The organism is Ligilactobacillus sp. UO.C109, assembly GCF_026847815.1.
GTDB lineage: Bacteria > Bacillota > Bacilli > Lactobacillales > Lactobacillaceae > Ligilactobacillus > Ligilactobacillus salivarius.
The window spans coordinates 48,781-75,398 of the sequence record NZ_JAPSFH010000006.1 but is presented as its reverse complement, the minus strand read 5'-3'; the positions used below and the strand labels follow the sequence as shown (position 1 = coordinate 75,398).

Annotated in this window: 35 protein-coding genes; 30 read left to right on the top strand and 5 right to left on the bottom strand. The window is 34.1% G+C overall.

Going from position 1 to position 26,618, the window contains the following annotated elements; translation table 11 throughout:
• Nucleotides 1–27: 27 nt before the first annotated feature.
• The 3 genes from OZJ21_RS01860 to guaB all read left to right on the top strand — a co-directional run bounded on the left by OZJ21_RS01860 (nucleotide 28) and on the right by guaB (nucleotide 5,336).
• On the top strand, nucleotides 28–807 hold the full coding sequence (locus tag OZJ21_RS01860; RefSeq protein ID WP_268857333.1) for a tyrosine-protein phosphatase: 780 nt from the start codon (nucleotides 28–30) through the stop codon (nucleotides 805–807).
• 25 nt (nucleotides 808–832) lie between these two features.
• Entirely contained in the window at nucleotides 833–3,685 is a 2,853-nt protein-coding gene (locus OZJ21_RS01855) for a DUF3427 domain-containing protein (protein ID WP_268857332.1), read from the top strand.
• 166 nt (nucleotides 3,686–3,851) lie between these two features.
• Nucleotides 3,852–5,336, top strand: coding sequence for an IMP dehydrogenase (guaB, locus tag OZJ21_RS01850; RefSeq protein ID WP_004564176.1), 1,485 nt, complete (start codon nucleotides 3,852–3,854; stop codon nucleotides 5,334–5,336).
• A 132-nt stretch (nucleotides 5,337–5,468) separates the two neighbouring features.
• On the opposite strand, the gene OZJ21_RS01845 is transcribed toward guaB, so the two are convergent.
• Nucleotides 5,469–6,866, bottom strand: coding sequence for an APC family permease (locus OZJ21_RS01845; RefSeq protein ID WP_268857331.1), 1,398 nt, complete (start codon nucleotides 6,864–6,866; stop codon nucleotides 5,469–5,471).
• A 218-nt stretch (nucleotides 6,867–7,084) separates the two neighbouring features.
• Here OZJ21_RS01845 and OZJ21_RS01840 point away from each other — a divergent pair, with 218 nt between their 5' ends.
• The 8 genes from OZJ21_RS01840 to OZJ21_RS01805 all read left to right on the top strand — a co-directional run bounded on the left by OZJ21_RS01840 (nucleotide 7,085) and on the right by OZJ21_RS01805 (nucleotide 12,678).
• On the top strand, nucleotides 7,085–7,516 hold the full coding sequence (locus OZJ21_RS01840) for a Fur family transcriptional regulator (RefSeq protein ID WP_003705336.1): 432 nt from the start codon (nucleotides 7,085–7,087) through the stop codon (nucleotides 7,514–7,516).
• Nucleotides 7,517–7,614: 98 nt separating this feature from the next.
• On the top strand, nucleotides 7,615–8,091 hold the full coding sequence (locus tag OZJ21_RS01835; protein ID WP_101898124.1) for a hypothetical protein: 477 nt from the start codon (nucleotides 7,615–7,617) through the stop codon (nucleotides 8,089–8,091).
• Between the two features lie 15 nt (nucleotides 8,092–8,106).
• A complete protein-coding gene (locus OZJ21_RS01830; protein WP_101898123.1) occupies nucleotides 8,107–9,024 on the top strand; it encodes a DUF6681 family protein in 918 nt (305 codons plus the stop codon).
• 71 nt (nucleotides 9,025–9,095) lie between these two features.
• Entirely contained in the window at nucleotides 9,096–9,569 is a 474-nt protein-coding gene (locus OZJ21_RS01825; RefSeq protein ID WP_207191096.1) for an SA1002 family membrane protein, read from the top strand.
• A gap of 216 nt (nucleotides 9,570–9,785) precedes the next feature.
• On the top strand, nucleotides 9,786–10,523 hold the full coding sequence (locus OZJ21_RS01820) for an amino acid ABC transporter ATP-binding protein (RefSeq protein ID WP_081510581.1): 738 nt from the start codon (nucleotides 9,786–9,788) through the stop codon (nucleotides 10,521–10,523).
• 15 nt (nucleotides 10,524–10,538) lie between these two features.
• Nucleotides 10,539–11,369 carry a transporter substrate-binding domain-containing protein gene (locus tag OZJ21_RS01815; RefSeq protein ID WP_268857330.1) on the top strand — a complete coding sequence of 277 codons (831 nt, stop codon included), beginning with the start codon at nucleotides 10,539–10,541 and terminating at the stop codon, nucleotides 11,367–11,369.
• Nucleotides 11,366–12,004: an amino acid ABC transporter permease gene (locus OZJ21_RS01810; protein ID WP_003701287.1), complete on the top strand. Its 639-nt coding sequence runs from the start codon at nucleotides 11,366–11,368 to the stop codon at nucleotides 12,002–12,004. Before OZJ21_RS01815 ends, OZJ21_RS01810 begins: the two co-directional genes overlap by 4 nt.
• A gap of 20 nt (nucleotides 12,005–12,024) precedes the next feature.
• Entirely contained in the window at nucleotides 12,025–12,678 is a 654-nt protein-coding gene (locus OZJ21_RS01805) for an amino acid ABC transporter permease (protein WP_011476340.1), read from the top strand.
• Between the two features lie 47 nt (nucleotides 12,679–12,725).
• Here OZJ21_RS01805 and OZJ21_RS01800 read toward each other — a convergent pair whose 3' ends face one another.
• A complete protein-coding gene (locus tag OZJ21_RS01800; RefSeq protein ID WP_011476339.1) occupies nucleotides 12,726–14,045 on the bottom strand; it encodes an APC family permease in 1,320 nt (439 codons plus the stop codon).
• 249 nt (nucleotides 14,046–14,294) lie between these two features.
• Between OZJ21_RS01800 and OZJ21_RS01795 the strand changes: the two genes are divergently transcribed.
• Nucleotides 14,295–14,687, top strand: a complete 393-nt coding sequence (locus OZJ21_RS01795; RefSeq protein ID WP_003705323.1) for a GNAT family N-acetyltransferase — start codon at nucleotides 14,295–14,297, stop codon at nucleotides 14,685–14,687.
• 54 nt (nucleotides 14,688–14,741) lie between these two features.
• Here the strand turns inward: OZJ21_RS01795 and OZJ21_RS01790 are convergent, their stop codons facing one another.
• On the bottom strand, nucleotides 14,742–15,719 hold the full coding sequence (locus OZJ21_RS01790; protein WP_086200995.1) for a Gfo/Idh/MocA family protein: 978 nt from the start codon (nucleotides 15,717–15,719) through the stop codon (nucleotides 14,742–14,744).
• A complete protein-coding gene (locus tag OZJ21_RS01785) occupies nucleotides 15,712–16,389 on the bottom strand; it encodes a ribose-5-phosphate isomerase A (RefSeq protein WP_081534990.1) in 678 nt (225 codons plus the stop codon). Before OZJ21_RS01785 ends, OZJ21_RS01790 begins: the two co-directional genes overlap by 8 nt.
• Nucleotides 16,390–16,519: 130 nt before the next feature.
• On the opposite strand from OZJ21_RS01785, the gene OZJ21_RS01780 reads away from it, so the two are divergent.
• Entirely contained in the window at nucleotides 16,520–17,356 is an 837-nt protein-coding gene (locus tag OZJ21_RS01780; RefSeq protein WP_003705318.1) for a MurR/RpiR family transcriptional regulator, read from the top strand.
• A gap of 119 nt (nucleotides 17,357–17,475) precedes the next feature.
• Here OZJ21_RS01780 and hflX read toward each other — a convergent pair whose 3' ends face one another.
• Nucleotides 17,476–18,735, bottom strand: a complete 1,260-nt coding sequence (gene hflX / locus OZJ21_RS01775; protein WP_004564186.1) for a GTPase HflX — start codon at nucleotides 18,733–18,735, stop codon at nucleotides 17,476–17,478.
• Nucleotides 18,736–19,025: 290 nt separating this feature from the next.
• On the opposite strand from hflX, the gene rpsJ reads away from it, so the two are divergent.
• Genes rpsJ through rplF form a run of 17 tightly spaced genes read left to right on the top strand, consistent with a single transcriptional unit; the run spans nucleotide 19,026 to nucleotide 26,605 of the window.
• Nucleotides 19,026–19,334, top strand: coding sequence for a 30S ribosomal protein S10 (gene rpsJ, locus OZJ21_RS01770; RefSeq protein ID WP_004563872.1), 309 nt, complete (start codon nucleotides 19,026–19,028; stop codon nucleotides 19,332–19,334).
• A 43-nt stretch (nucleotides 19,335–19,377) separates the two neighbouring features.
• Entirely contained in the window at nucleotides 19,378–20,001 is a 624-nt protein-coding gene (gene rplC, locus OZJ21_RS01765; protein WP_268857329.1) for a 50S ribosomal protein L3, read from the top strand.
• 24 nt (nucleotides 20,002–20,025) lie between these two features.
• The gene (gene rplD / locus OZJ21_RS01760; RefSeq protein WP_003701303.1) at nucleotides 20,026–20,649 is read left to right on the top strand and encodes a 50S ribosomal protein L4; all 624 of its coding nucleotides are present in this window, start codon (nucleotides 20,026–20,028) and stop codon (nucleotides 20,647–20,649) included.
• Nucleotides 20,649–20,933 carry a 50S ribosomal protein L23 gene (rplW, locus tag OZJ21_RS01755; protein WP_003709690.1) on the top strand — a complete coding sequence of 95 codons (285 nt, stop codon included), beginning with the start codon at nucleotides 20,649–20,651 and terminating at the stop codon, nucleotides 20,931–20,933. The genes rplD and rplW overlap by 1 nt, the downstream gene beginning before the upstream one ends.
• 25 nt (nucleotides 20,934–20,958) lie before the next feature.
• Nucleotides 20,959–21,792, top strand: a complete 834-nt coding sequence (gene rplB / locus OZJ21_RS01750; RefSeq protein ID WP_003701306.1) for a 50S ribosomal protein L2 — start codon at nucleotides 20,959–20,961, stop codon at nucleotides 21,790–21,792.
• A 47-nt stretch (nucleotides 21,793–21,839) separates the two neighbouring features.
• Nucleotides 21,840–22,121, top strand: coding sequence for a 30S ribosomal protein S19 (gene rpsS / locus OZJ21_RS01745; protein ID WP_003705314.1), 282 nt, complete (start codon nucleotides 21,840–21,842; stop codon nucleotides 22,119–22,121).
• Between the two features lie 17 nt (nucleotides 22,122–22,138).
• Complete coding sequence (rplV, locus tag OZJ21_RS01740; RefSeq protein WP_003701308.1) at nucleotides 22,139–22,486, top strand: 50S ribosomal protein L22; 348 nt, start codon at nucleotides 22,139–22,141, stop codon at nucleotides 22,484–22,486.
• 13 nt (nucleotides 22,487–22,499) lie between these two features.
• On the top strand, nucleotides 22,500–23,156 hold the full coding sequence (rpsC, locus tag OZJ21_RS01735; protein ID WP_003701310.1) for a 30S ribosomal protein S3: 657 nt from the start codon (nucleotides 22,500–22,502) through the stop codon (nucleotides 23,154–23,156).
• Between the two features lie 3 nt (nucleotides 23,157–23,159).
• Entirely contained in the window at nucleotides 23,160–23,594 is a 435-nt protein-coding gene (rplP, locus tag OZJ21_RS01730; protein WP_003705312.1) for a 50S ribosomal protein L16, read from the top strand.
• Nucleotides 23,584–23,778, top strand: a complete 195-nt coding sequence (gene rpmC, locus OZJ21_RS01725) for a 50S ribosomal protein L29 (RefSeq protein WP_003701313.1) — start codon at nucleotides 23,584–23,586, stop codon at nucleotides 23,776–23,778. Before rplP ends, rpmC begins: the two co-directional genes overlap by 11 nt.
• A 26-nt stretch (nucleotides 23,779–23,804) precedes the next feature.
• Entirely contained in the window at nucleotides 23,805–24,071 is a 267-nt protein-coding gene (gene rpsQ / locus OZJ21_RS01720) for a 30S ribosomal protein S17 (protein WP_003701314.1), read from the top strand.
• 58 nt (nucleotides 24,072–24,129) lie between these two features.
• The gene (rplN, locus tag OZJ21_RS01715) at nucleotides 24,130–24,498 is read left to right on the top strand and encodes a 50S ribosomal protein L14 (RefSeq protein WP_003701315.1); all 369 of its coding nucleotides are present in this window, start codon (nucleotides 24,130–24,132) and stop codon (nucleotides 24,496–24,498) included.
• 34 nt (nucleotides 24,499–24,532) lie between these two features.
• Nucleotides 24,533–24,838, top strand: coding sequence for a 50S ribosomal protein L24 (gene rplX, locus OZJ21_RS01710; RefSeq protein WP_003701316.1), 306 nt, complete (start codon nucleotides 24,533–24,535; stop codon nucleotides 24,836–24,838).
• Nucleotides 24,839–24,862: 24 nt separating this feature from the next.
• The gene (gene rplE, locus OZJ21_RS01705; protein ID WP_003701318.1) at nucleotides 24,863–25,405 is read left to right on the top strand and encodes a 50S ribosomal protein L5; all 543 of its coding nucleotides are present in this window, start codon (nucleotides 24,863–24,865) and stop codon (nucleotides 25,403–25,405) included.
• Nucleotides 25,406–25,417: 12 nt separating this feature from the next.
• Complete coding sequence (locus OZJ21_RS01700; RefSeq protein ID WP_003701320.1) at nucleotides 25,418–25,603, top strand: type Z 30S ribosomal protein S14; 186 nt, start codon at nucleotides 25,418–25,420, stop codon at nucleotides 25,601–25,603.
• 34 nt (nucleotides 25,604–25,637) lie between these two features.
• Entirely contained in the window at nucleotides 25,638–26,036 is a 399-nt protein-coding gene (rpsH, locus tag OZJ21_RS01695; protein ID WP_003701322.1) for a 30S ribosomal protein S8, read from the top strand.
• A gap of 32 nt (nucleotides 26,037–26,068) precedes the next feature.
• Nucleotides 26,069–26,605, top strand: a complete 537-nt coding sequence (gene rplF / locus OZJ21_RS01690; RefSeq protein WP_003701323.1) for a 50S ribosomal protein L6 — start codon at nucleotides 26,069–26,071, stop codon at nucleotides 26,603–26,605.
• Nucleotides 26,606–26,618 lie beyond the last annotated feature (13 nt).

The following is a 26,618-nucleotide window of genomic DNA, read 5'->3' as shown; positions in this document are numbered from 1 at the left end:
TTTTTTTGATTGTGGGTGAAATTAATTATGGAACATAGAATGTTAGAACTAGAAGAAGGTATAAACTTTAGAGAATTGGGCGGTTATTTAACCGAGGACGGCAGGAAAATTAAATGGCATAAACTATTACGTAGTGGAAGTATGGCACAGTTAACTAAGAATGATGTAGATTATCTTGATCAATATGGAGTTCGCTATATTGTTGATTTACGTTCATCTGAAGAATCTAGTTATTCGCCAGATAAGTATCCAGACAAGGCACAATATTTTCAAGATACTGTATACCCATTTTCTTTTAGCTTGTTTAAAAATTTAGGAATCATCAATAATATGCGATTAGGAGCTAGTAATATGGATTTTGGAAGACAAACTTATCTTCAAATGTTGTTAGATCCTCATGCACAAGCTGCTTATCGAAAAATGTTCAATGTCTTATTGGAAAATGATAAAGAGGGAGAAAGTGTGGTTTTCCATTGCACAGCTGGAAAAGATAGAACAGGGGTAGCTGCATTTTTAATTTTGAGTGCATTAGGTGTGAGTGAAAAACAAATTGTGGAAGATTACTTATATACCAATCTATTTTTTGATAATTATTCTTCTGAAACAATAAATGATGCGTTAGAGAGTGAATCGCAAATAGAAATAGCACAGAGATTAAACAGTAAAACAGCAGTTATTGCTGAAACAATTGAAGTTTTACCTAAAGCATGTCGAGTAGTAAGTGGATCTGTTGAAAAGTTTTTAGAAGAAAAATTGGGAATGACGAAAGCTAAAATTGAAAGGTTGCAAGAATTATATTTAGAATAAAAATGCAAAGGATGAGAAGTAGATAATGGATAACGAAACATTGAAGGAAGCGATGCTTAACGGCTTGTATGCTGCTGATTATTCCGGACATGAATTATTAACTCCTAAAATGTTAGTCAATGCTAATGATCAACATATTTGGACAAGTCTGAAACAAGAATTAAAAACATGTAAAAGTTTTATTTGGTCGGTAGCCTTTATAACTTTGGATATGTTAACTCCTTTGAAAGTTGTTTTGGCAGATTTAGATAAAAAAGGGATAAGGGGCAAGATCGTTACAAGTACGTATCTTAATTTTAATCAACCCAAAGTATTTACTGAATTGCTAAAGTTAAAGAATGTAGATGTTTATCTTGCCGAAGAATCTGGCTTTCATGCGAAAGGATACATGTTTGAACATTCAGATTATTATACGATGATTGTTGGTAGTGCTAATTTTACTAGAGCTGCGATGTTAAGTAATTATGAATGGGCGATAAAACTAACTTCAACGAAAAATGGTAGTCTATATCAGCAAACTCATTCAGAGTTAGAGCGAATTATAGAAAATTCCCAAGTACTGACACAAGCTTGGATAGATAATTATAAAGAAGTTTGGCAAAATTTACGAGTAACAGACAAGTCTATTAATAACAAAGCCAAAAGTGAGATAGTTCCTAATAAGATGCAGATGGCTGCTTTAAAAGAGCTAGAAAAAATAGTTGCTGAAAAGAAGAGTAAGGCTCTAGTTGTGTCTGCTACTGGGACTGGTAAGACTTATTTAGGAGCATTCGCGGTTAAGGAATACCAGCCTAAACGATTTTTATTTGTAGTTCATAGGGAACAAATTGCTAAAAAAGCGATGGAAAGTTTTAAGAAGGTAATCGGTGGAAGTGGCAGATTGTATGGAATGTTAAGTGGTGATAGGCAAGATACTCAAGCAAAGTATATTTTTTCTACTATTCAAACAGTGAGCCAAGACAAAATATTAGACCAATTACCAAGTAATTATTTCGATTATATTTTGATTGATGAGGCACATCGTTCAGCAGCGCCATCTTATCAAAAAATCATGCACCATTTTAAACCCGATTTTTGGTTGGGAATGACGGCAACACCTGAAAGAATGGATAATCAGGATGTATATGCTTTATTTGATTATAATTTAGCTTACGAAATTAGATTGCGTGATGCTTTAGAAAATAAAATGCTCAGTCCATTTCACTATATTGGGGTTCAAGATTATGAAGAAGATGGCATTACAGTAGATGAAACAACAAATCTACGTTATTTAACAGCCCCTAAGCGTGTGAAATATATTTTGGATCAATTAGATTATTATGGTTACTCTGGACTAAAAGTTCATGGCTTGGTTTTCTGTAGTCGTCAAGATGAGGCATTAGAATTGGCTCAGGCTTTTACAGATGCAGGACATCAAGCTAAAGCTCTAACTAATCAAGATAGTAATGAACGTAGAAGAGCAGTAGTTAGAGAATTAGAAGAAGGGAAAATAGAATATATCATTACCGTTAATTTGTTTAACGAAGGTATCGATATTCCTTGTGTCAATCAAGTTGTGATGTTACGAAATACACAGTCAAGTATTGTATTTATTCAACAATTAGGACGTGGATTAAGAAAATATCCAGGAAAAGATTTCGTAACAGTATTAGATTTTATTGGTAATTATAAAAATAATTATTTGATTCCAATTGCTTTAACTCAAGACAATAGTCGCAGTATTGACGAAGCTAAAGCAGAGTTAAGAGTTCCACCAGTAATTGATGTTTCAACGATTAATTTTACGGAGATTGCTCAAGAAAAGATTCTGCAATCATTGGATAAAGTGAAGTTAGATTCAATGAAGGAATTGAGAACAGCTTATCAAGATTTGAAAAATAAACTTGGTAAAGTACCTTTGCTACAAGATTTTTATAGATTTGGGTCAGTTTCTCCAATTGTTTTTGCTAATAACGGAAATCTTGATAACTATGATATTTTCTTGCAAAAAATGGGAGAAGATTCTGAGTTGAATTTGTATCAAGAACAAGTTTTAACTTTTATAACCAAAGAATTATTGAATGGAATGAGACCTCACGAACTCATATTATTAGATCTATTGACTAAAAATAAAGTATGCAGTTTATCTGATTATGAGCAAGAATTACAAGAAAAACAAATTTATTTCAATATGGAATTAATGAATTCTGTTGAAAATATTTTGAACTTATCTTTCTTTGATGTGAAGGCTGGAAAGACAACCAAAGCTGAACAGTATGGTGGAATTCCTATCATAGAAAAGGTCAATTTGTTAGATTATCAACTTAATGATCAAATTAAAACAAGTTTGAATAATCCTAAATTCTACCAGTTATGGCAAGATGTTATTCAAACAGGATTATTATTGAATGAGGAATATCAAAATAAAAAGCAGTTTACATTCTATCAAAAATACACTCGTAAAGATGTATGCCGCTTATTAAATTGGGAAAAAGACGTCAGTGCACCAATGTATGGGTATCGTGTAGGTGAAAAAGAATGTCCAATTTTTATAACCTATAAGAAAGATTCTGAAGATAAGCGAAATGCTAAATATCGTAATGATTTACAAAATGGTAAAAGTTTGAGATGGTATACTAGATCTCCTCGACATATAGATTCAGATGAGGTTCAACGGCTTTTAGCAAAAGATAAAATGGGAAATTATAAAATAAAACTACATCTTTTTGTAAAACGTAGCGATGCCGATGGAAAAGGGTTCTACTATTTGGGAGAAGGTAAGATTGTATCAGATAGTGTTCGTGAAGAAATCGTTGGGAAAAAGACAGCAGTAGGAATGAACATAGAGTTGCAACACCCATTAGAAACTAAAATGTATGATTTGTTATTTACTGAATAATATATTGATTGTTCGTAAATAAGGTAGCTAAAAAACGAATTTTAACCTTAAAAATAAGAATAAGATTAAGAATTTAAAAATTAACTAAGAATACTTGCTTTTTCTTGAAATATTTTGTATTCTGTAAGACAACATATTAACAATTACGTAAAGGAGAGTTCTAACAATGTCCAAATGGGATACTAAATTTGTTAAAAAAGGATATACATTCGATGACGTACTATTAATTCCGGCTGAAAGCCATGTCTTACCTAATGAAGTTGATTTAAGTGTTCAACTTGCGAAAAACATCAAATTAAATATCCCTATCATTAGTGCGGGAATGGATACAGTTACAGAATCTGCAATGGCAATCGCAATGGCTCGTCAAGGTGGATTAGGTGTTATTCATAAGAATATGACAATTGAACGTCAAGCTGATGAAGTTCGTAAAGTAAAACGTTCTGAATCAGGTGTTATTATTGATCCATTCTTCTTGACTCCTGATAACAAAGTTTTTGAAGCAGAAGCACTTATGCACAAATATCGTATTAGTGGTGTTCCAATTGTTGAAAATGCTGAAAACCGTAAATTCTGTGGTATCATTACAAACCGTGATTTACGTTTTGTTACTGATAGCAAAGTTAAAATCGACGATGTAATGACTAAGGAAAACTTAATTACTGCTCCAGAAGGCACATCTTTAGAAAAAGCAGAAGAAATTTTACAACAATATAAGATTGAAAAATTACCAATGGTTAATGAAGAAGGTCAATTAACTGGATTAATTACAATCAAAGATATTGAAAAAGTAGTAGAATTTCCACATGCTGCTAAAGATAAACACGGACGTTTGTTAGTAGCTGCAGCTGTTGGGGTTACAAGTGATACTTTTGAACGTGCAGAAGCTCTTTTAAATGCAGGTGCAGACGCATTAGTTATTGATACAGCTCATGGACATTCAGCTGGTGTATTACGTAAGATTAAAGAAATTCGTGAACATTTCCCAGAAGCAACTTTGATTGCTGGTAATGTTGCAACTGCAGAAGCAACAAAGGCATTATATGATGCTGGTGTTGACGTAGTTAAAGTAGGTATTGGACCAGGTTCTATTTGTACAACACGTGTTGTAGCTGGTGTAGGTGTTCCTCAAATTACTGCAATTTATGATGCTGCAGGTGTTGCTCGTGAATATGGTAAGACAATCATCGCTGATGGTGGTATTAAGTACTCAGGTGACATTGTAAAGGCAATTGCTGCAGGTGGTAATGCTGTAATGCTAGGTTCAATGTTAGCTGGTACAGACGAAGCACCTGGTGAAACAGAAATTTATCAAGGCCGTCGCTTTAAGACATATCGTGGAATGGGTAGCTTGGGTGCTATGGATTCTACACATGGTTCTTCTGACCGTTACTTCCAAAGTGGTGTCAATGAAGCTAACAAGCTTGTTCCAGAAGGTATCGAAGGACGTGTTGCATACAAAGGTAGCGTAGCAGACATTGTATACCAAATGGACGGTGGACTTCGTGCAGGTATGGGTTACTGTGGTGCTCCTGATTTAGCAACACTTACAAATGAAGCTCAATTTGTACAAATTACAGGTGCTGGTTTAGTTGAATCACATCCACATGATGTACAAATTACTAAAGAAGCTCCTAACTATTCTAAATAAGAAGATTAAATAAAAAAGGAATTACGCGAATAATAACGTAATTCCTTTTTGATTATAGAAAAATTGCAATGAAAAGGTACTAGTAATTAGTTAATTATACTAATCGCTAGTACCTTTTTTGGTTATATTAAATTATTTATTTCCAGAAAGCTTACTGTGTTTAATACCGTAACTAAAGTAGATAGTTAAACCAATTAAGAACCAAATACCAGAAGCAACCCATGTTTCTAATGAAAGTTGAGATAGCATGATTAAACATAAAACAACAGAAACAATAGGAAGTACAGGATAAAATGGAACTTTGAATCCTTTGCTGTTATCAATATCTTTACGACGACGTAAAGGAATAACACCCAGAGAAACAACGGTAAAAGCAACTAAAGTTCCAATATTAACTAAGTTAGCTAATTGATCTAAAGAAACAAATCCACTAGTTAAAGCTATAACAATTGTTACAGCATATAGAGCAACTTTTGGTGTATGTGTCTTTTCATCTAATTTACTTAAAGAAGCAGGTAGTAGACCATCGCGACCAATTGAGTAAATTAGGCGAGAAGATGAGAATGTAGTTGAAAGGATCATAGTAAACATACCGATCAAAGCACCTAAGGCAATGATACCTGCAAACCAATCTTGGTGAGCTAGCTGCATAGCGTATGATACAGGATTTCCAACATCAAGTTTTGTATACTTGACCATTCCAGTTAAAACAGCTGCTACAGCAATATATAGAACAGTAGTGATTGATAAAGTTCCTAAGATACCAGCTGGCATTGAACGTTTTGGATTCTTAACTTCAGCAGCTGATGAAGCAATAACATCAAATCCTAAATAAGCAAAGAAAACTGTTGAGGCACCAGTGAAGACACCTTTGATTCCAAATGGCATATATGGATTCCAATTAGCAGGTTTCACAAAAAAGGCACCAACGATTACAAATAATAGAATAATTGCAATTTTTAGATAAACCATAATGTTGTTAAGACGAATAGATGCTTGCACACCTCTACTTAACAAGAAAGAAATAAACAATACAATTAAAATAGCAGTTAAATTAACGTAAGTACCTTGAGCTGGATTAAAAGGACCGCTAACTGCTTTAGGAATATGAATTCCAAAACCAGCAATAAAAGAGTTGAAGTATGAAGCCCATCCAGTTGCAACAGCAGCGACAGCTAACATATATTCAAGAATTAAAGCCCAGCCTAAAATCCAACCTATAAGCTCACCGAAAATAACATTACCGAATGAATAAGCACTTCCGGCAACTGGTAAAGCAGATGAGAATTCTGCATAACATAAAGCTGAAGTAGAACAAACAATTGCAGCCAGGATGAAAGAAATAGTAATCGCAGGACCACTATGTGTTGCGGCAACAGTTCCTGGAAGGATAAAGATACCTGTCCCAATAACAACACCAATCCCCATGGCAATCAAATCTTTAGTCCTGATAATACGTTCAAGGTGATTGTCGGAATCTAAGTAACGTTCGAGACTTTCTTTTTTTAGAATGCGATTTAAAATCCCCATTAAATCACTCCATTCATTATTAATATAGTGACAATAATAGCAATTATTAGAGTATAATGTCAATGTTAATAGAAAAATTAATTTTAGTAATCGATTTTAGCAATAAAAGCCGATAAAATAGGAATTGAAAAATTAGAAAAAATAATAAATTAGCATTTTAAAATAATTGATGTTAGTATAGATTAGAAAGTAAAGATTACTATTTAGAGAGATGGTGAATGACTTTGGTTAAGGAAGCAATCAGTATTTTAAAAGAGCATAATTTAAAAATAACCAAACAACGACAAGCTTTACTGGAATATTTGAGTAATTATCAGCATCGATATGTGGATATTACACAGGTGGATAAATATATGCATACTCTTTTTCCAGGAATGAGTCATAATACAATCTATCGTAATATAAAAGATTTTGATAATTTAGGGATCATTGAGACTCAAGAGAAACCATCAGGAGCTTGTGTAAAATATCAATGTGATTTTGGAAATTTGCATCATCATCATTTTATTTGTGAGAAGTGTGGGAAAGTTGAAGAAATTAATCTTTGTCCTCTAGATGATTTATTACAGACTCAACTTCCTGGATATCAAATTGATGGACATAGATTTGAAGTATATGGTGTATGTGACAAATGTCGTAAAGACTCTTAGTAAATCTTTAAAGCTTCATCATAAAAAATTCATGTATTCTTTTGGACGTATGTAGTAATATAGTTAAGAAAGTGAAAGTATAGATAGGAGGAAGAAAAATGGCATATCGTACACCACCGTTTATTACACCATTTGCGATTTTATCGGCGGTATTAGCTTTAGGTGCAACTAACGTGGCAGTTAACACTGCAACTGGTACTTCTGAAGGAAAGCCTAAGGTAGAAAGTGTGTCTACGTCAACAGTTTCTTCAAGTTTTAGTTCAAATCCAGAACAAGATAATTCTAAGATGTCATCAAGTCAAAGTGATGATAAGAAACACGATAGTAGTTCGTATGATGATAGTGAAGATGATCAAAATCAAGATACTAACTCTACTACTGATTATGACAATACAAATGGTAATAATAAATCTTCTTCAAGTTCTACTAAAACTACTGATAATACAACTGGTGGAACAACGACAAATAACAATACTAATAGTAATGATACAACTACTGATAGTAATAATACGACAGGAAATACAACAACTAACAATAACACAACTGGCGGAACAACAACAAATAATAATCAGTAAAAAGAGGTGAGATGATTGTTTAGTATTTTAGGGTTGATAAATACCTGGATAGGATATATCAACATGAATGTTAAGATAAAAAATAGAGTCTACACTATAGTAGGTGGTGTAGGTAATTTCTATCTTTTATATGTAGCATGGCGTTTCTTTGCGAATGGCTTTATCGGAAGAGGACTTCTTTTTATTTTAGCATTTCTAGTGTTGTTATATTTTACCTATCTTAATGCAATATATTGGTTTACAGAAAAGAAAGCTAAGTGGGATATTTCTCCTAAAATCGAAAATGCTTTAGGAATTAAGACTAAGGATCCTGAAGAAGAAGCTCGCAAAAAGGTTGCTAGAATGAGACAAGCAGGATTTGTACAAACTAATGGTATTTTTGATGAAAATCAAGATTTCTTGCCGGCAGAAATAACAACTTCTGAAGCAGAGTTAGCTAATATTCAAATTGTTACTGACAGTTTGAAGAAGATTAATTACCTTCATCTTGATTATGATGGAAAGAGTAAGAATACTATCTTTAAAGAAATAAAAAGCGATGGAAAAGTTAGATATGCTTTAGGTGAGACACCACAAGCATTACCATATTTTGAATTGAAAAATGTAGAAGGTAAATTAGTTATTTATGGTGGTATTAACCAAATTGAAAGTTACCAATTAGGAACTGTCAAAACAATTGGATTAATGCCAGCTAGTGAAGCAGCTAAGAAATATCATATTTATTTGGCAACTGTTGTATTAACAGGTGGTCCATTTATGATAGCAGGGCGCTCTACAGCGATGGAAGATAATGAACCATTCAGAATTGATGCAAAAATTGCATATACTAGTCGCGAAAAAAAGGCTGCACCTAAAGTTGCTTCTTCTTACTATGAAAAAACTTCAAGTCTTGAAGATGAACATTTAAGCAGACGTAGAGACAGAAGAAGGTAAGATGTGATACCTTGTAAGTAGTAAAAGTTACTTACAAGGTATTTTTTTATAAAGGGGGTTACCAAAATAGATTGGAGTTTAATTTTAATTATCTTAATAGGTATAAGTATCTTTTTAATGCTAGAAAAACGCGGAGTTTAATTTTTGTACAGTCCATTGCACTTTTATTTAGTTTAGCAATTATTTTAGCTGACAGTTTTAATGCTTTAAGAATAGGATCGATTTTTTCGTTATCAATGTGGGTGATTGTTCTTTCTGGCTTAATTCATTATTTAATTTTTAGGAAATTTCAAGAAAAGTTTAATTTGCCAACAACTGTATTGACGATGGTTGAGTATTATATTCAATGGATATTGATCTATATGACTATTTATCAAGTAATGTTTGACATATTACATAAAGTAGTAAAGAAAATTCCTGATATTTTGAATTTAGATTTAAGTTATTTGATAAATCCTACATATCTAATTATTGCAATTTTTCCAGCATTAATTGCAACTTGGATAACGATAGTTTTATATAAAGTTTATAAAAAAGATATTTAAGAAGACACCATATAGTTGTTAGATTTTCTAACAATTATATGGTGTTTCTATATCTATGTAACCTAATATAACATGTATTTTGAATAAATACTTGCTTTTTGATTATATAAAGATTAAAATTAGAGTACGTTGTTATTATTTTTATATAATAATTAAATGATATCAACGATTTTGATTATGTATAAAATGTAACGTGGAATGAAGGAGGAACAGAATATGTCGATGATTGAATTTAAAAATGTTGATAAATATTATGGAAATTTCCATGCTTTAAAGAATATTAACTTGAAGGTGGAAAAAGGCGAGGTTGTCGTACTTATTGGTCCCTCTGGTTCTGGTAAAAGTACACTTATTAGAACAATTAATGGTTTAGAAGATATTAGTAATGGTCAATTAATTGTTAATAACTATGACTTATCCGATAAGAAAACAGATATGAATAAAATCAGAAAAGATGTCGGAATGGTATTCCAACACTTTAACTTATACGAAAATAAAACTGTATTAGAAAATATTATGTTAGCTCCACGAATAGTTTTGCATAAAGATGAAACTGAAAATAAGAAATATGCTCTAGAATTGCTAGAAATGGTAGGTCTTTCAAGTAAAGCAGAATCATATCCTAGAATGTTATCTGGTGGACAAAAACAACGTGTTGCAATTGCGCGTTCCTTAGCTATGCAACCTAAATGTATTTTGTTTGATGAACCAACTAGTGCTCTAGACCCTGAAATGATTGATGATGTATTAGATGTTATGAAGACTGTTGCAGAACGTGGAATTACAATGGTTGTGGTAACACATGAAATGGGATTCGCACGAGAAGTTGGAAATAGAATTGTATTTCTAGCAGATGGGGAAATTTTAGAAGATGATGATACAGAAACATTCTTCAAAAATCCTAAAGAAGAAAGAGCCCGTCAATTCTTGAGTAAGATCATTACTCACAAATAGAAAGAGGGGTTAGCTATGAAAAATTTAAGAAAAGTAACACTGCTTTTTTCAGCGTTGCTAATGATCTTTTTCTTAGGAGCATGTGGAAAAAAGGATAAAGCAGCAAATATTGCTCAGAGAACTGAACAAACTAAGACAGTTACCTGGGGTGTAAAAGCAGATACTAGATTATTTGGTTTAATGAACATTAAGACAGGGCAAATTGAAGGTTTTGATGTAGATATGGCCAAGGCATTGACGAAAAAAATGTATGGTAAGGATGCTAAAGTAAAATTAGTACAGACAACAGCCAAAACTAAGATACCACTCTTAAAAAATCAAAATATTGATGCTGTAATTGCTGCGATGACAATCACTCCTGAAAGACGTAAGATAGTTGAATTCTCACAACCATATTTTGCAGCTGGTCAGTCATTGTTGGTGCCAGAGAATAGCACAATTAAGAATGTTCACGACTTAAATAAAAAGGGTATGGTTGTTTTAGCTGTAAAAGGAACAACTGCTGTGGCTAATATTCATAAGTTTGCTCCTAAAGCTAAAGTTTTGGAATTTGATGATTATGGTCAAGCATTTACAGCTTTGAAATCTGGTCAAGGTCAAGCGATGAGTACAGATAATGGTATATTGGCAGGGATTGCTTCTGAAAATCCTGGTTATCAGGTTGTAGGTGGTAACTTTACTAATGAACCTTATGGAATTGCTGTAGATAAAGGCCAAACTCAAATGATAAAAAGAATTGATAAAGCTTTAGATGAATTAAAATCTGATGGTACTTATGATAAGTTAATTCAAAAGTGGTTTGGAAATGTTAAGGGATTTGATGCGAAAGGAGCTGGAGAAAGATGATACATATACTATCAGAAAATTGGCAAACTTTCCTAACGGGGTTTGAAAATACGATTTTATGTAGTGTGATTGCACTATTCTTCAGTTTGATAATTGGATCGATATTTGCAATTTTGCAAACAGTCCCTTCTAAATTAGTGAGGACAATAGCTAATATTTATATTGAAATTTTCAGAAATATTCCTTTATTAGTTATTACCATGGTGTTTTATGTAGTAGTACCACAATTTTTTATTAAATTAAGTGGATTTACTGCAGGAACAATCGGTTTAACATTATATACCTCAGCTTTTATTGCAGAAACTGTAAGAGCTGGGATTAAAGCTGTTGGAGTTGGACAAATGGAAGGTGCACGAGCAAATGGTTTAACTTACTGGCAAACAATGAGATACATTATTTTGCCACAAGCTTTTAAATTAGTAATACCTCCATTGGGAAATCAATTTATTAATTTGATTAAAAACTCATCAGTATTAGCGTTTGTTGCTGGCTTTGATTTGATGTATCAAGGTGATGTAATAGCTTCAGCTTCTTTTGAAACAATTAATACTTATTTAGTTGTAGGTGTGTTTTATTTGATTTTGACATTGCCTTTAAGTTATTACATGCGTTATTTGGAAAAGAAATTGGCATAAATTAAAAGGAGGCGACTTAGATGTCAACATTTGAACAAGCATATTCATGGATAAATCTACGCTTTCTTTTAGAAGGATTGTGGGTAACACTAGAAGTATCAGTAATTTCAATTGTTTTAAGCTTTATAATTGGTTTAATTCTAGGAGTAATCAGATATGTTAAGATTAAATATTTATCTGCAGCTGTAGGCTTTTTGATTGATATTATTAGAAATCTTCCTTTGCTGTTAATTATTTTCTTTACTTATTTTGGGTTACCAGAGCTAGGTTTAAGAATGACACCAATGTTAGCGGCTGTTACTGCCTTGGTAGTTTTTGAATCTGCGATGTTAGCAGAAATTGTTCGTAGTGGTATTCAAGCTGTTCCGGTTGGACAAATGGAAGGTGCAAGGTCAAGTGGGCTGACCTATGTACAAGCAATGTGGCATATAATTATGCCTCAAGCATTACAAAAGATGATACCACCTTTAGTATCACAATTTATATCTTTAGTTAAAGATACATCTTTAGCAACTATTATTGTTTTACCAGAATTACTATATCATGCACAGATTATATATAGTCAAAATACGACTTACATGGTACCAATGTACTTAATGATTGCAGTCATGTATTTTATAGTATGTTATTGCTTGTCATTGGTAGCTAGAAGATTAGAAAAAAGATACGGTTAGAGATAAAAAAGTACGGCAGATTGAATTGCCGTACTTTTTTTGTGAAATTATTTTTTGACTTTCCAATAATATACTGGAACACCGATTAAAATAAATATAAATGAAACTAATACACCGTTAAGATCAGAGAATATTTCGCTAAGCATAACGAAGATAGCTCCTAAAATAGCAATAATTGGTGTAAGAGGGTATAGAGGAACTTTAAAAGGTCTAACTAAATCCTTGCGTTGTTTACGAAGTTTAAATAAACCGAAAAATGCAATGAGGTAAAAACAATAAATAGAAAAAATACAAATTTCGGATAATCTATCAGGGTTAAAAAATAATATCAAGATAGATGCAAAACTAAACATTGTAAGCACTGAAACAACAGGGGAAAACATTCTAGGATGTAACCAAGCTAATTGTTTTGAAAATGGAAGCTCGTTAGCACGTGCCATCGCAAACATAATTCTTGGAAATGTCATAATCTTACCATTGATTGTACCAATGATAGAAATAATAATTCCAAGATTGAGAATTTTACCCCCAATTGAGCCGAACATTTTAATTGCAAAATAAGGAGCAGCATTTTCTCCAAGTTTAGTTATCTGATTAGCTGGCATAGCCTTGAAAATTCCTACAGTAAGCAAAACATACACGATTAACACAAAGGAAGTTCCTAAGATGATTGCTAATGGAAGAATTTTTTGAGGATTTTTAATTTCTCCACCAAGATTAGCAATTAAAATCCAACCATCGTAAGCAAAAAGTGTAGCTAATACAGCAACACCGAAGTTACCAATGGAAGCTTGACCGTTACTTACGACTTGTCCTAATGCGTGTTCATCTCCAAATAAAATTCCGCAGATAATGATTAAAAATATAGGAACCATTTTACAGAGTGTGGTAAATATTTGTAGTGCAGCCCCAAATCTATTGGATAATAAATTGAACAATGAAATTAATAAAATCGAAATAATTGCAATTGCGGGTGTCCAAGTTCTAGGAAAATGGAAAAATGCACCAATTAAGATAGCAAGGTATGCACCTAGAGATGCGATTAAGGCAGGACCATAAACAATTATTTGAACCCAACCAGCTAAGAAACCCCAGAATTTACCATATATTTTTTCGATATAAACATATAATCCACCAGTATGAGGAAATAAAGATCCAATTTCAGCGATGGTTAAGCCACTAGTTAATGTAATGATACCACCGATAACCCACGCAGCGATTGCCATGGTTGTAGTATGGGCATTAGCCAAAATGGAAGATTGTTTAAAAAATATTCCTGAGCCAATAATTGTTCCAATAACTAATGATAATGCTGAATATAAACCTAGCGAACGCTGAAGTTGAACATGATTTTTATTTTCTGGCATATTTCTCCTTCTTTCTGAGTAAAAATGATATTTTTATAATTATTTAAAAAACTCATAGTATTAATGTTAACATAGTGATGCTAAAAGATAAATAATTATTAGAAAATAAAAGCTTTTAATTAAATATATACATAAAATACACATTATTAAAAGTAAACTTGTAATAATTAGAGATTTTGAGTATAATTATATTTAACAATTATAATTTTTATTTAATCATTTTTTCATATTTCGAAAGTAGGTGATATTGTGGATTTGAAAGTAAACCCTAAATTTAATAAAGGTGAGTTACTGAATTTGTATGCTGCGCTAGGAAGAAAAGACGAGCTAGAAAATTATGATTGCTTTAGAAAGAGTTTAAAGAAGTCTTATGTGATAGCTGCTTATGATCAGGGACGCTTGGCAGGGTTAGTTAACGCAATTAGCGATAATGCAACTACTGTTTATGTAAAAGACCTTTTAATATCACCTAATTTTGATAAATCAAAAGTGGGAAAATTCTTGATTGAACACTTAAAAAGTTATTATAAAGCAGTTCCTAAAATTATAATATCTACTAGTGACACAGATACTTCAGAATTAGTTTTGTTAAAGAGCGTAGGTTTTGAGGAACAAAATCAAAAAATTTTAGAATACTCCTAATAAATAAATCGGATAATGGATCAAGGTAAAATTGATTCATCATCCGATTTTATTTTAATTAGTATAATTCATACCCCAATTGTCACGAACACGATTTAAAATATGAGCTACATCTTGTGAAAGTGATAGCTGACCGTCATCATGACCTTGTGATATATAACGTTGCATATCCATAACTTCGTAATTTAAAGCTTTAGCAGAATCGCCTGCAGTTATTGTTTCGTGACTTTCAGTATGAGCATCTAGAGTATATGTTACTTTAGCTTCTGTTGCGCGTGGATAATTATTTATTTCTACATATCCTTTTGTGCCAGATATAACACCACGTTTAGGTTGTTTAGCGCGCATTGAAAGAGCCATGACAGCTAATTGTTCTTGAGAATTCTTTAAAATGATACCGGATTGTTCATCTACTCCAGTTTCAAAGAATTTAACCGTTGTTAAAGTTACTTCAGGCTGTTCATTTAAGAACATACGTGCAAAGGCAGTAGCATATCCCCCAATATCAAGTAAAGCACCACCAGCTAATTCTTTTGCGAAGAAACGATTATTTGGATCATAGTCCTTAAGGCTACCAAAGTTTACTTGAACGAGTTTGATATCACCTAATTTATCGCTAGAGATTAGGTCTCTTATTTTTTCATAGATAGGCATGTGATAAAGAGTAAATCCTTCAGTTAAAATTAAGTTTTTAGACTTAGCTAAGGCAATAACCTCATCTAATTGTTTAGCGCTAATAGTAATAGCTTTCTCAGCAAAAACATGTTTTCCTGCATTCAATGCTTTCTTTATATAGTCATAATGAGATATATGTGGAGTAGCGATATAAATAATATCTACATCCGGATCTGTGATCATTTCATCAGGATTTATAAAAGTATGCTTAACATTCTTTTCTTTAGCAAATTTATATAGAGATTCTTCATTCGGATTAGATACAGCGTAAATTTCACCATTAACTTCATTCAAAGCGTCAGCCATTTCATGTGCAATCCAACCAGTTCCGATAATACCCCAATTATATTTATGCATGTAAATCACCTTTCTTTATTTCAATAGGATTATTATTTTTATCAAGTGTTAAAACAGAGTGGACAATGTTTTCAAAATATGAAGTTGATACAACTCCATTAAGTGAATTCAGTTTGCTATTTATTTTTTTAATGTCTTGCCAGCTTTCACAGTAGCAATCAATAAGATAATTGCCTAGAGGTGTACGGGCGTAACTAGCAACAGCACTGCCCGGTCTTAATTCGGCTTTTAAACCTAATTGTTTAGCTGCAAACAAAACAGAGTCAACAGAAGGAGAAACAACTTCTAAACAAAGTTGAACATTTGGATTAAGAGAAGCTTTTAATCTTTCTGGTGGAGATATAATAATATATTTTTCTACTTTATAGGTATACTCTTTTTCCAATGTATGGATACCACCGTTACTTTTTAAGACATTTAAATCGAAATCAATAGCATCACAACCATCAAAACCAAATTCGATAGTAGAGGCTTCAGTTATATCAATGAGATTTAAATTTAAATCACGACAAATTTGTCTAGTATATTCTGAAGGAGAACAAACTTTAATATTCAATTCAGGATGCTGACTCAATTTATGAGCGAGTTTTTTAACATTACTTCCTCCACCTAAGCTAATAGTAGTGTCAGGGTGGAGTAAATTGAACGCAAGATCGATAACATTATCCATAACGATTCCTCCAAATAAATTCATTTAAGAAATTAATTTTCAACAAAATAATAATATTGAAAATAAATTTTGTCAAGGATAGAATTAAATAGTAAGTTAAAATGTAGTAAAGTAATAACGAGGTGAGCAAATGAATAAAAATATTATCGATACTATATATGAAAAAATGCCTCACATGTCGCAAACTGATAAAAAAATATCAGAAGTTGTGTTGAGAAATCCTCAAAAAACGGTGGATTTCACAATTTCAGAATTATCCAAGTTAGCGCAGGTGAGCGATGCTTCTGTATCTCGTTTTTGTAAAAATTTGTCATTGTCTGGGTTTCATCAGTTGAAAGTGGAGTTAGCTAAGGCCTCACAGAATGAAGATAACTACTATAAAGAATTAGATAAAGATGATGTAGGTAATTCTATAAAAAGTATCTTGGATAATAAAATAGTAGAGATAAAGAATACAATAGAAGGAATTTCAAAAACAGAACTAAAAGAGATAATGAATATTTTGAAAAAATCTCGGATAGTGCAGTTTGCTGCTGAAGGAGATACTTATATTGTGGCTCAAGATGCAGAGTATAAATTTAATCAAATAGGCCGCTTAGCAATTTCCTCTAATATGTGGGAGAATGCCTTGGCACAGACTTTAAATATGAGCAGTCAAGATTGTATCGTGGCCATTTCTAATTCAGGGGAATCATCTAGACTTCTAAAGCAGATAGAAGGAGCTAAGAAGAAAGGAATAAAGGTTATAGCTATTACAAACCATTCTGAGTCGCCATTAGCATTGTTAGCAGACTATCATATAAAAACAGCTTTCCGCCAAAGAGTATTGCAGTCTGAATATTATTTTTCGCGAGTTGCTGCTATGTCAGTAATAGAATTATTATTCTTATTATTAATTGTTGAAGATAAACAAATGCTAGAATCTATAAAAAATCACGAAGAATTAATTGCCGTTACGAAAATATAAAAAAGGTTGGTAAAAGTCTCAAAATTAAAAAACGTCAGAAATCAAGTTTTCATAACGTGATTTCTGGCGTTTTTGCTGTTGATAGTTTAACTTGAAATGAAGTTTTCCCTAACCTCTTTTTAGTCTATAATTAATTGCTTAAGTTGTTGTGCCATAATAGGCGTTGATTCAGCTGTTATTTTAGTACCCTCAGCAAGATAGACAGTTTTTAAAATATTTGCTTGCTTGTTAATTATTTCTAAGTAGCGTCCCTCAGAAAATGGAATTAAGTAAGTATGAGTAACATAGTCCTGAAATAGATTTTCTTTGATTAAGTTGATTAACATTTCAATAGACTTTTTATCCTTAGCGCTATAGTAAAATTGGTTACCAACAGAACTTGGGTAAGGTGCACTTGTTAAATCAGATTTGTTATAGGCATATATCATAGGGATATCTTTAACTCCGATTTCATCCAAAGTTTGTTTAGTTGTTTCAATCATATCTTTTGCGTGTTCATCACTACCATCAATAACTTGAATCAATAAGTCAGCTTGATTAGCTTCGGAAAGGGTAGTACGGAAAGCTTTAACCAATTGGTGAGGTAAGTCGGAAACGAAACCAACAGTATCACTTAAGAAAAATTCCTTGTTATCGGGTAATTTAATTTTTCTAATAGAAGTGTCAAGAGTAGCGAAAAGCATGTCTTTTTCAAAAACTTCCTTATTAGTAGGTTGTTCCAGTAGTTTTAATAGTCCATTCATAGTAGTTGATTTTCCGGCATTTGTATAACCAACTAGAGCAACAGTTTTAATGCTAGAACGTTCTCTTGCACGACGTTGATTTTCATGCACGTTCTCTATTTCTTTGAGTTCTTTGGAAAGATTACTAATCCTTTTTTCAATAACACGCTTATTAAGTTCTAATTTTGTTTCCCCAGAACCACGGTTGGTATAACCACCACCAGTATTACCAGCAGTTTGTTGGTCCATACGGTTGATGCTAGAAGTTCTTAATCTAGGTAATTGATATTGTAATTTTGCAATTTGGACTTGGAGTTTAGCTTCTTTTGTTTGAGCTCGAGAAGCAAATATTTCTAGAATCAAGGCCGTTCTATCAATAACTTGAAGCCCAGTAATATCTTCGAGGTTACGCAATTGAGTAGGGGTTAGCTCTGCATTTACAATTAAAGTGTCAATATTATTAATTTCTCCCACATGACGAATTTCCTCAGCCTTTCCTTTACCAAAGTAAGTAGCAGCAATTGGATGCTCTAATTTTTGCTTCACAGAAACAACAACTTCCATATTATTAGCGTAGGCTAAAGATGAAAGTTCATCCATTTTATATTCGAAATTTTCATAGTCATTTTCTAAACCAGCAATAATAACAGGTAACACGTATAAGCCTCCTAAAAATTATTTCTACTATACTATAGTATAGTAGTTTTTAGAGTAAAGAAAGCCAGATGAAAATAAAAAATGAAAAAATTGAAAAAAAGTACTTGATTTGCCATCTATTTTATAATAATATAGAAAAGTACTTGTTCAAGGGGACGAGTATAGTTTAGTTGTTTATTTTTCAGCTTTGATGTGGAAGGTTGCGACACACCCGGCCGCTTTGCCACGAGTGGATCGGTAATTTCCACGGAGCTAGTCTTATTTTTAAAATAGACGAAGGAGGGAACAAGATGGCAAAACAAAAAATTCGTATTCGTTTAAAGGCATACGAACATCGCATTTTAGATCAATCCGCAGATAAGATTGTGGAAACAGCAAAGAGAACAGGTGCTACAATTTCTGGTCCTATTCCATTGCCAACAGAACGTACACTTTACACAGTGATTCGTTCACCACACAAATACAAGGATTCACGTGAACAATTCGAAATGCGTACTCACAAGCGTTTGATTGACATCGTTAATCCAACACCAAAGACAGTTGATTCATTGATGAAACTTGACTTACCTTCTGGTGTAGATATCGAAATCAAACTTTAATTATTAATTATATATAGAAAATAAAAATATTGGAGGTGTACTCATGACCACTAAAGGAATCTTAGGAAAAAAAGTAGGTATGACTCAAGTCTTTACTGAAAATGGTGAATTAGTTCCTGTAACAGTTGTTAAAGTTGATTCTAACGTTGTATTACAAGTTAAGACAATGGAAAACGACGGTTACGAAGCTATCCAATTAGGTTTTGATGACTTGCGCGAATTTTTAACAAACAAACCTGCTAAAGGTCATGCAGCAAAAGCAAATACTACTCCTAAGCGCTTCGTTCGTGAAATTCGCGATGTTGAGCTTGGAGAATATAAAGTTGGAGACGAAGTTAAGGCAGATATTTTCGAAGCTGGAGACTTCGTGGATGTAACAGGTACGTCTAAAGGACATGGTTTCCAAGGATCTATCAAACGTAATGGTCAACATCGTGGACCTATGGCTCACGGTTCTCGTTACCATCGTCGTCCAGGTTCTATGGGTGTTATTATCAACCGTGTTATGAAGGGTAAATTACTCCCAGGACGTATGGGTGGCAACAGAGTTACGATCCAAAACTTGGAAATCGTTAAAGCTGATACAGAAAATGGCGTACTTTTGATCAAGGGTAATGTGCCAGGCGCAAACAAATCCTTAGTAACAATCAAAAGTACAGTAAAATAAATCGAGGAAGGGAGGAAATAACACATGCCAACAGTTGCATTATTCAAACAAGATGGTAACCAAAATGGTGAAGTTCAATTAAACGAAGCTATTTTTGGTATTGAACCAAACAATAATGTTGTTTTTGATGCAGTTATCATGCAACGTGCATCATTACGTCAAGGAACACATGCTGTAAAGAATAGAAGTGCAGTTCGTGGTGGTGGTAAGAAGCCATGGCGTCAAAAGGGTACAGGTCGTGCTCGTCAAGGTTCTATTCGTTCACCACAATGGGTTGGTGGTGGTACCGTATTTGGTCCAACACCTCGCTCATACAGCTACAAACTTCCACGCAAAGTTCGTCGCTTAGCTATTAAATCTGTTCTTTCTCAAAAAGTTGCAGATGAAAGCTTGGTAGTAGTTGATGCATTGAATTTTGATGCACCAAAGACAAAGGCATTTGCTGAAGTATTAAGTAACTTAAATGTAAATTCTAAAGTGTTAGTAGTTCTTGAAGATGACAATACAACTGCAGCATTAGCAGCTCGTAACTTGAAGAATGTTACAGTTATTCCTGCTAAGGGATTAAATGTATTAGACGTTATCAACAATGATAAGTTAGTCATCACTCAAGGAGCTCTTTCTCAAGTAGAGGAGGTTCTTGCATAATGGAATCACGCGATGTAATTTTACGTCCAGTTATCACAGAAGCTTCTATGGCTGAATTGGACAACAAACGTTATACATTTGACGTAGACACACGTGCAACAAAGGGTCAAATCAAAGATGCTGTTGAAGACATTTTTGAAGTTAAAGTTGCTAAAGTTAACGTTATGAATGTTAAAGGCAAAAAGAAGCGTATGGGTCGCTACGAAGGCTACACAAAGAAGCGTCGTAAGGCTATCGTTACTTTAACTGCTGAATCTAAAGAAATTAAATTATTTGAAGAATAATTCTTTGTAATAGGAGGGAAACACTGTGGGGATCAAAAAATTCAAACCAACCACTAACGGTCGTCGTAATATGACTGGTTCTGATTTTGCTGAAATCACAAAAACAAAGCCTGAAAAATCTTTGTTAGTTTCTAAGAGCAAAACAGCTGGTCGTAACGCTTATGGCCGTATCACAGTTCGTCACCGTGGTGGTGGACACAAACGTAAGTATCGTTTGATCGATTTCAAACGTGTTAAAGATAATGTACCTGCAACTGTTAAGGCAATCGAATATGATCCAAACCGTTCTGCTAACATTGCTTTGCTTGTTTATGCTGATGGTGTTAAATCATACATCCTTGCACCTAAGGGCTTGAAAGTAGGCCAAGTTGTAGAATCAGGTAAAGATGTTGATATCAAGGTAGGTAACACATTACCACTTGCAAACATTCCTGTTGGTACAGTTATTCACAATATCGAATTAAAACCAGGTAAAGGTGGACAATTAGTTCGTTCTGCTGGTACATCAGCTCAATTACTTGGTAAAGAAGGTAAGTATGCTATCATCCGTTTAACTTCTGGTGAAGTTCGCATGATTCTTGTAACTTGCCGTGCAACAATTGGTGCTGTTGGTAATGAACAACACGAATTAATCAAGGTTGGTAAAGCTGGTCGTGCTCGTTGGGCAGGCAAGCGTCCACAATCTCGTGGTTCTGTAATGAACCCTAACGATCACCCTCATGGTGGTGGTGAAGGTAAAGCTCCTGTTGGTCGTCCAAGTCCTATGTCACCATGGGGTAAGAAGACTACAGGTCTTAAGACTCGTTCTAAGAAAGCAAGATCCAATAAGTTTATCGTACGTAGCCGTAACAAGAAATAATTTAAAAGCGGCCTAATGATTATATAATCCGGAAGGAGGATTACACTTTGAGTCGTAGTTTGAAAAAAGGACCTTTTGTCGATGAACATTTGATGAAAAAGGTTGAAGCACAAGCTGATCAAGAAAAGAAGTCAGTTATTAAAACATGGTCACGTCGTTCAACAATCTTCCCAAGTTTTATTGGTTATACGATTGCAGTTTATGATGGTCGTAAGCATGTTCCAGTTTATATCCAAGAAGATATGGTTGGACATAAATTAGGTGAATTCGTGCCAACTCGTACATTCCATGGTCATGGAAATGACGACAAGAAAACTGGCGTTAGATAGTTAAGGGAGGATAAAAAATGGCTGAACAAGTTACATCAGCAAAAGCAACTGCCAAGACAGTTCGAATCCCTGCACGTAAAGCACGTCTAGTGATCGATCTTATCCGTGGTAAGAGTGTTGCTGAAGCATTTGGTATCTTGAAGTTTACTCCAAGATCAGGTGCTTACTTAATCGAAAAAGTATTAAAGTCTGCTGTTGCTAATGCAGAAAACAATTTTGACTTAGATGTTGAAGATTTGTATGTAAGCGAAGCTTTTGTAAATGAAGGACCAACTTTGAAACGCTTCCGTCCTCGTGCTAAAGGTTCCGCTTCTCCAATCAACAAACGTACAAGCCACATTACTGTTGTGGTATCAGTTAAATAAGGAGGGATAACGCGTGGGTCAAAAAGTAAATCCAACAGGTTTACGTGTCGGAATCATTCGTGATTGGGACGCAAAGTGGTACGCAGAAAAAGACTTTGCTTCTAACTTACACGAAGATTTACGCATCCGTAAGTATATCGAAAGTAAATTAGCCGACGCTTCTGTTTCTACCGTAGAAATTGAACGTGCAGCAAAACGCGTTAACATTTCAATCCATACTGCTAAACCAGGTATGGTTATTGGTAAAGGTGGATCTGAAGTTGAAAAGCTTCGTAAAGAATTAAATAACTTGACAGGTAAGAGAGTTCACATTAACATTGTTGAAATCAAGAAGCCTGATTTAGATGCAAAATTAGTTGGTGAAAGCATTGCAGAACAATTAGAAAACCGTGTTGCTTTCCGCCGTGCTATGAAGCAAGCTATTCAACGTACAATGCGTGCAGGTGCTAAGGGTATCAAAGTTCAAGTTGCAGGTCGTTTGAACGGTGCTGATATGTCCCGTGTAGAACGTTTCTCTGAAGGAACAGTTCCTTTGCACACATTGCGTGCAGATATCGATTATTCATGGGTTGAAGCTCACACTACATATGGTAAATTAGGTGTTAAGACATGGATTTACCGTGGTGAAGTTTTACCAGCAAAGAAAGAAAACAGTAAAGGAGGGAAATAATCTATGTTAGTACCAAAGCGTGTTAAGCATCGTCGTGAATTCCGTGGTAAGATGCGTGGCGAAGCTAAGGGTGGTAAAGAAGTTACTTTTGGTAAATATGGTTTGAAGGCATTAGATTCTCACTGGATCACTAACCGTCAAATCGAAGCTGCTCGTATTGCTATGACTCGTTACATGAAACGTGGTGGGAAAGTTTGGATTAAGATTTTCCCTCACAAGTCTTATACAGCTAAAGCTATTGGTGTTCGTATGGGTTCCGGGAAAGGTGCTCCAGAAGGTTGGGTAGCACCTGTAAAGCGTGGTAAAGTTTTATTTGAAATCGATGGAGTTTCTGAAGAAGTAGCTCGCGAAGCTTTACGTTTAGCTTCCCACAAGCTCCCAATTAAAACCAAGTTTGTACAACGTGAGGAAGTAGGTGGCGAATCAAATGAAGGCTAAAGAAATTAATGAATTAACCACTGCTGAAATGCTAGAAAAAGAAAAGCAATTCAAAGAAGAATTATTTAACTTACGCTTCCAATTAGCTACCGGTCAATTAGAAAATACTGCTCGCTTAAAAGAAGTACGTAAGAACATTGCACGTATCAAGACTGCATTACGTCAACAAGAATTAAATAAATAGAATACGAAAAAGGAGGCTAATCGCGCATGAGTGAAAGTCGTAACCAACGCAAAGTCTATCAAGGACGTGTCGTTTCTGACAAGATGGATAAAACTATCACAGTTGTTGTTGAAACTTACAAGAATCACAAAGTTTACGGCAAACGTGTTAAGTATTCCAAGAAATTTAAAGCACATGACGAAAACAACGAAGCAAAAGTTGGCGATATCGTCAAAATTATGGAAACTCGCCCATTGTCAGCTACAAAACGTTTCCGTTTATTAGAAATCGTTGAAAAAGCAGTTATTTTGTAATAAATAGCATTTGCACTGATTCGTATTCTGATCTAATAACGAAAGGAGGACACATACTGTGATCCAACAAGAGAGTCGTTTAAAAGTCGCTGATAACTCCGGTGCTCGTGAAATTTTAGTTATTAAGATTTTGGGTGGTTCCCGTGTAAAGACTGCAAATATCGGTGACATCATTGTTGCTACTGTTAAACAAGCAACACCAGGTGGCGTTGTCAAAAAAGGTGATGTTGTAAAAGCTGTTGTTGTTCGTACTAAGTATGGTACACACCGTCCAGATGGCTCATACATCAAGTTTGACGAAAATGCTGCTGTAATTATTGGTGAAGATAAATCACCTAAGGGTACACGTATTTTTGGGCCTGTTGCTCGTGAATTACGTGACGGAAACTTCATGAAGATCGTTTCCTTAGCACCTGAAGTATTATAATCAATTATCGTCAGCAAGGAGGTGCGAAGTAATAATGTTCATTAAGAAAAATGATAAAGTTAAAGTGATCGCTGGTAAGGATAAAGGCAAGGAAGGTACAGTAGAAAAAGTATTTCCTGCTCAAGACCGTGTGATCGTTAAAGGCATCAATATCGTTAAGAAACACCAAAAACCAACTAACGCAAATCCAAATGGTGGGATTGTTGAAGTTGAAGCACCAATCCACGTTTCTAACGTTATGTTGATTGATCCTTCTAACAATGAAGCTACTCGTGTAGGCTTTAAAGTAGTTGACGGTAAGAAAGTCCGTGTTTCTAAAAAATCAGGTGAAATTCTATAGTAAGGAAAGGAGGATACTTTCTTCATGGTTAACCGTTTAAAAGAAAAATATGATAATGAGATCGTTCCATCTTTGATGGAAAAATTCAATTACACATCAATCATGCAAGCACCAAAGGTTGATAAGATTGTTATCAACATGGGTGTTGGTGATGCTGTAAGTAACGCAAAGCGTTTAGATGAAGCTGTTGATGAATTAACTTTGATTGCAGGTCAAAAACCTGTTATTACAAAAGCTAAGAAATCTATCGCTGGTTTCCGTTTACGTGAAGGTATGGCTATTGGTGCTAAAGTTACATTACGTGGTCAACGTATGTACGAATTCTTAGATAAATTAGTATCCGTATCACTACCTCGTGTTCGTGACTTCCATGGTGTAAGCAAGCGTGCCTTTGATGGTCGTGGTAACTACACATTGGGTATTCGTGAACAATTAATCTTCCCTGAAATTGATTTTGATGATGTTAACAAAGTTCGCGGTATGGACATTGTTATCGTTACAACAGCTAATACAGACGAAGAATCAAGAGAATTATTAACACAACTTGGAATGCCATTCGCTAAATAAGGGGGTTTCACATTGGCTAAAAAGTCGCAAATTGCAAAGAATAAACGTCCTGCAAAGTTCTCAACACAAGAATATACACGTTGTGAACGTTGTGGCCGTCCACATTCTGTATACCGTAAATTTAAGTTATGCCGTGTTTGCCTGCGTGATCTTGCTCATAAGGGTCAAATCCCTGGCATGAAGAAAGCTAGCTGGTAATCCATAAAAGATAAGCAAAGGAGGCAAACGAACAATGGTCATGACTGATCCTATTGCAGATTTCTTAACACGTATTCGTAATGCTAACATGGCAAAACACGAATCATTAGAAGTTCCTGCATCAAAAATCAAACGTGACATTGCTGAAATCCTTAAGAATGAAGGATTTGTACGTGATGTTGAATATATCGATGATGACAAACAAGGCATCATTAGAGTATTTTTGAAGTATGGTAAGGGTAATGAAAGAGTTATTTCTGGTATCCGTCGTATTTCAAAACCAGGTTTACGTTCATATGTAAAAGCAGATGCTGTTCCTAAGGTTTTAAACGGTTTAGGAATTGCTATCTTATCCACTTCTGAAGGTGTTATCACTGATAAAGAAGCTCGTGCCAAGAAAATTGGCGGCGAAGTAATAGCTTACATTTGGTAATAAATAATAAAACGTAAGGAGGTGCCTAATCCGTGAGTCGTATTGGTTATAAAGTAGTTAACTTACCAGAAGGCGTTGAAGTAAAACAAGATGGTAATGTAGTAACAGTCAAGGGACCTAAAGGTGAATTGACACGTGAATTTTCTGACAAAATTACTATTAAAGTAGAAGGAAATGAAGTTTCTTTCGAACGTTCAGCAGAAGATAACAAAACAAAAGCTTTACATGGTACAACACGTTCAAACTTCCATAACATGGTAGTTGGTGTATCTGAAGGTTTCAAGAAGGAACTTGAACTTCGTGGTGTTGGTTATCGTGCACAAATGAAGGGTAAAACATTAGTATTGAATGTTGGTTACTCTCATCCTGTAGAATTTGAAGAAGAAGAAGGTATTACATTCGAAACACCTTCCGCAACTTCAATTATTGTATCAGGTATCAACAAGGAAGAAGTTGGCGATTGCGCAGCTCGTATTCGTGCAACTCGTGCACCTGAACCTTACAAGGGTAAAGGTATTCGCTATGTTGGCGAATATGTACGTCGTAAGGAAGGTAAGACAGGTAAATAATGCAGCATAATTT

Excerpts from the sequence above, each read along its gene's own strand:
- OZJ21_RS01800 (WP_011476339.1), bottom strand. The coding sequence starts at position 14,045 with ATGCCAGAAAATAAAAATCATGTTCAACTTCAGCGTTCGCTAGGTTTA.
- rpmC (WP_003701313.1), top strand. The coding sequence starts at position 23,584 with ATGAAGGCTAAAGAAATTAATGAATTAACCACTGCTGAAATGCTAGAA.
- rpsH (WP_003701322.1), top strand. The coding sequence starts at position 25,638 with ATGGTCATGACTGATCCTATTGCAGATTTCTTAACACGTATTCGTAAT.
- OZJ21_RS01785 (WP_081534990.1), bottom strand. The coding sequence starts at position 16,389 with ATGGATAATGTTATCGATCTTGCGTTCAATTTACTCCACCCTGACACT.
- rpsQ (WP_003701314.1), top strand. The coding sequence starts at position 23,805 with ATGAGTGAAAGTCGTAACCAACGCAAAGTCTATCAAGGACGTGTCGTT.
- OZJ21_RS01820 (WP_081510581.1), top strand. The coding sequence starts at position 9,786 with ATGTCGATGATTGAATTTAAAAATGTTGATAAATATTATGGAAATTTC.
- OZJ21_RS01815 (WP_268857330.1), top strand. The coding sequence starts at position 10,539 with ATGAAAAATTTAAGAAAAGTAACACTGCTTTTTTCAGCGTTGCTAATG.
- rplC (WP_268857329.1), top strand. The coding sequence starts at position 19,378 with ATGACCACTAAAGGAATCTTAGGAAAAAAAGTAGGTATGACTCAAGTC.
- guaB (WP_004564176.1), top strand. The coding sequence starts at position 3,852 with ATGTCCAAATGGGATACTAAATTTGTTAAAAAAGGATATACATTCGAT.
- rpsJ (WP_004563872.1), top strand. The coding sequence starts at position 19,026 with ATGGCAAAACAAAAAATTCGTATTCGTTTAAAGGCATACGAACATCGC.
- rplW (WP_003709690.1), top strand. The coding sequence starts at position 20,649 with ATGGAATCACGCGATGTAATTTTACGTCCAGTTATCACAGAAGCTTCT.
- OZJ21_RS01845 (WP_268857331.1), bottom strand. The coding sequence starts at position 6,866 with ATGGGGATTTTAAATCGCATTCTAAAAAAAGAAAGTCTCGAACGTTAC.
- rplV (WP_003701308.1), top strand. The coding sequence starts at position 22,139 with ATGGCTGAACAAGTTACATCAGCAAAAGCAACTGCCAAGACAGTTCGA.
- OZJ21_RS01790 (WP_086200995.1), bottom strand. The coding sequence starts at position 15,719 with ATGCATAAATATAATTGGGGTATTATCGGAACTGGTTGGATTGCACAT.
- rplE (WP_003701318.1), top strand. The coding sequence starts at position 24,863 with ATGGTTAACCGTTTAAAAGAAAAATATGATAATGAGATCGTTCCATCT.
- OZJ21_RS01840 (WP_003705336.1), top strand. The coding sequence starts at position 7,085 with ATGACTTTGGTTAAGGAAGCAATCAGTATTTTAAAAGAGCATAATTTA.
- OZJ21_RS01805 (WP_011476340.1), top strand. The coding sequence starts at position 12,025 with ATGTCAACATTTGAACAAGCATATTCATGGATAAATCTACGCTTTCTT.
- rplX (WP_003701316.1), top strand. The coding sequence starts at position 24,533 with ATGTTCATTAAGAAAAATGATAAAGTTAAAGTGATCGCTGGTAAGGAT.
- OZJ21_RS01780 (WP_003705318.1), top strand. The coding sequence starts at position 16,520 with ATGAATAAAAATATTATCGATACTATATATGAAAAAATGCCTCACATG.
- OZJ21_RS01860 (WP_268857333.1), top strand. The coding sequence starts at position 28 with ATGGAACATAGAATGTTAGAACTAGAAGAAGGTATAAACTTTAGAGAA.
- OZJ21_RS01810 (WP_003701287.1), top strand. The coding sequence starts at position 11,366 with ATGATACATATACTATCAGAAAATTGGCAAACTTTCCTAACGGGGTTT.
- OZJ21_RS01855 (WP_268857332.1), top strand. The coding sequence starts at position 833 with ATGGATAACGAAACATTGAAGGAAGCGATGCTTAACGGCTTGTATGCT.
- rplD (WP_003701303.1), top strand. The coding sequence starts at position 20,026 with ATGCCAACAGTTGCATTATTCAAACAAGATGGTAACCAAAATGGTGAA.
- OZJ21_RS01835 (WP_101898124.1), top strand. The coding sequence starts at position 7,615 with ATGGCATATCGTACACCACCGTTTATTACACCATTTGCGATTTTATCG.
- rplP (WP_003705312.1), top strand. The coding sequence starts at position 23,160 with ATGTTAGTACCAAAGCGTGTTAAGCATCGTCGTGAATTCCGTGGTAAG.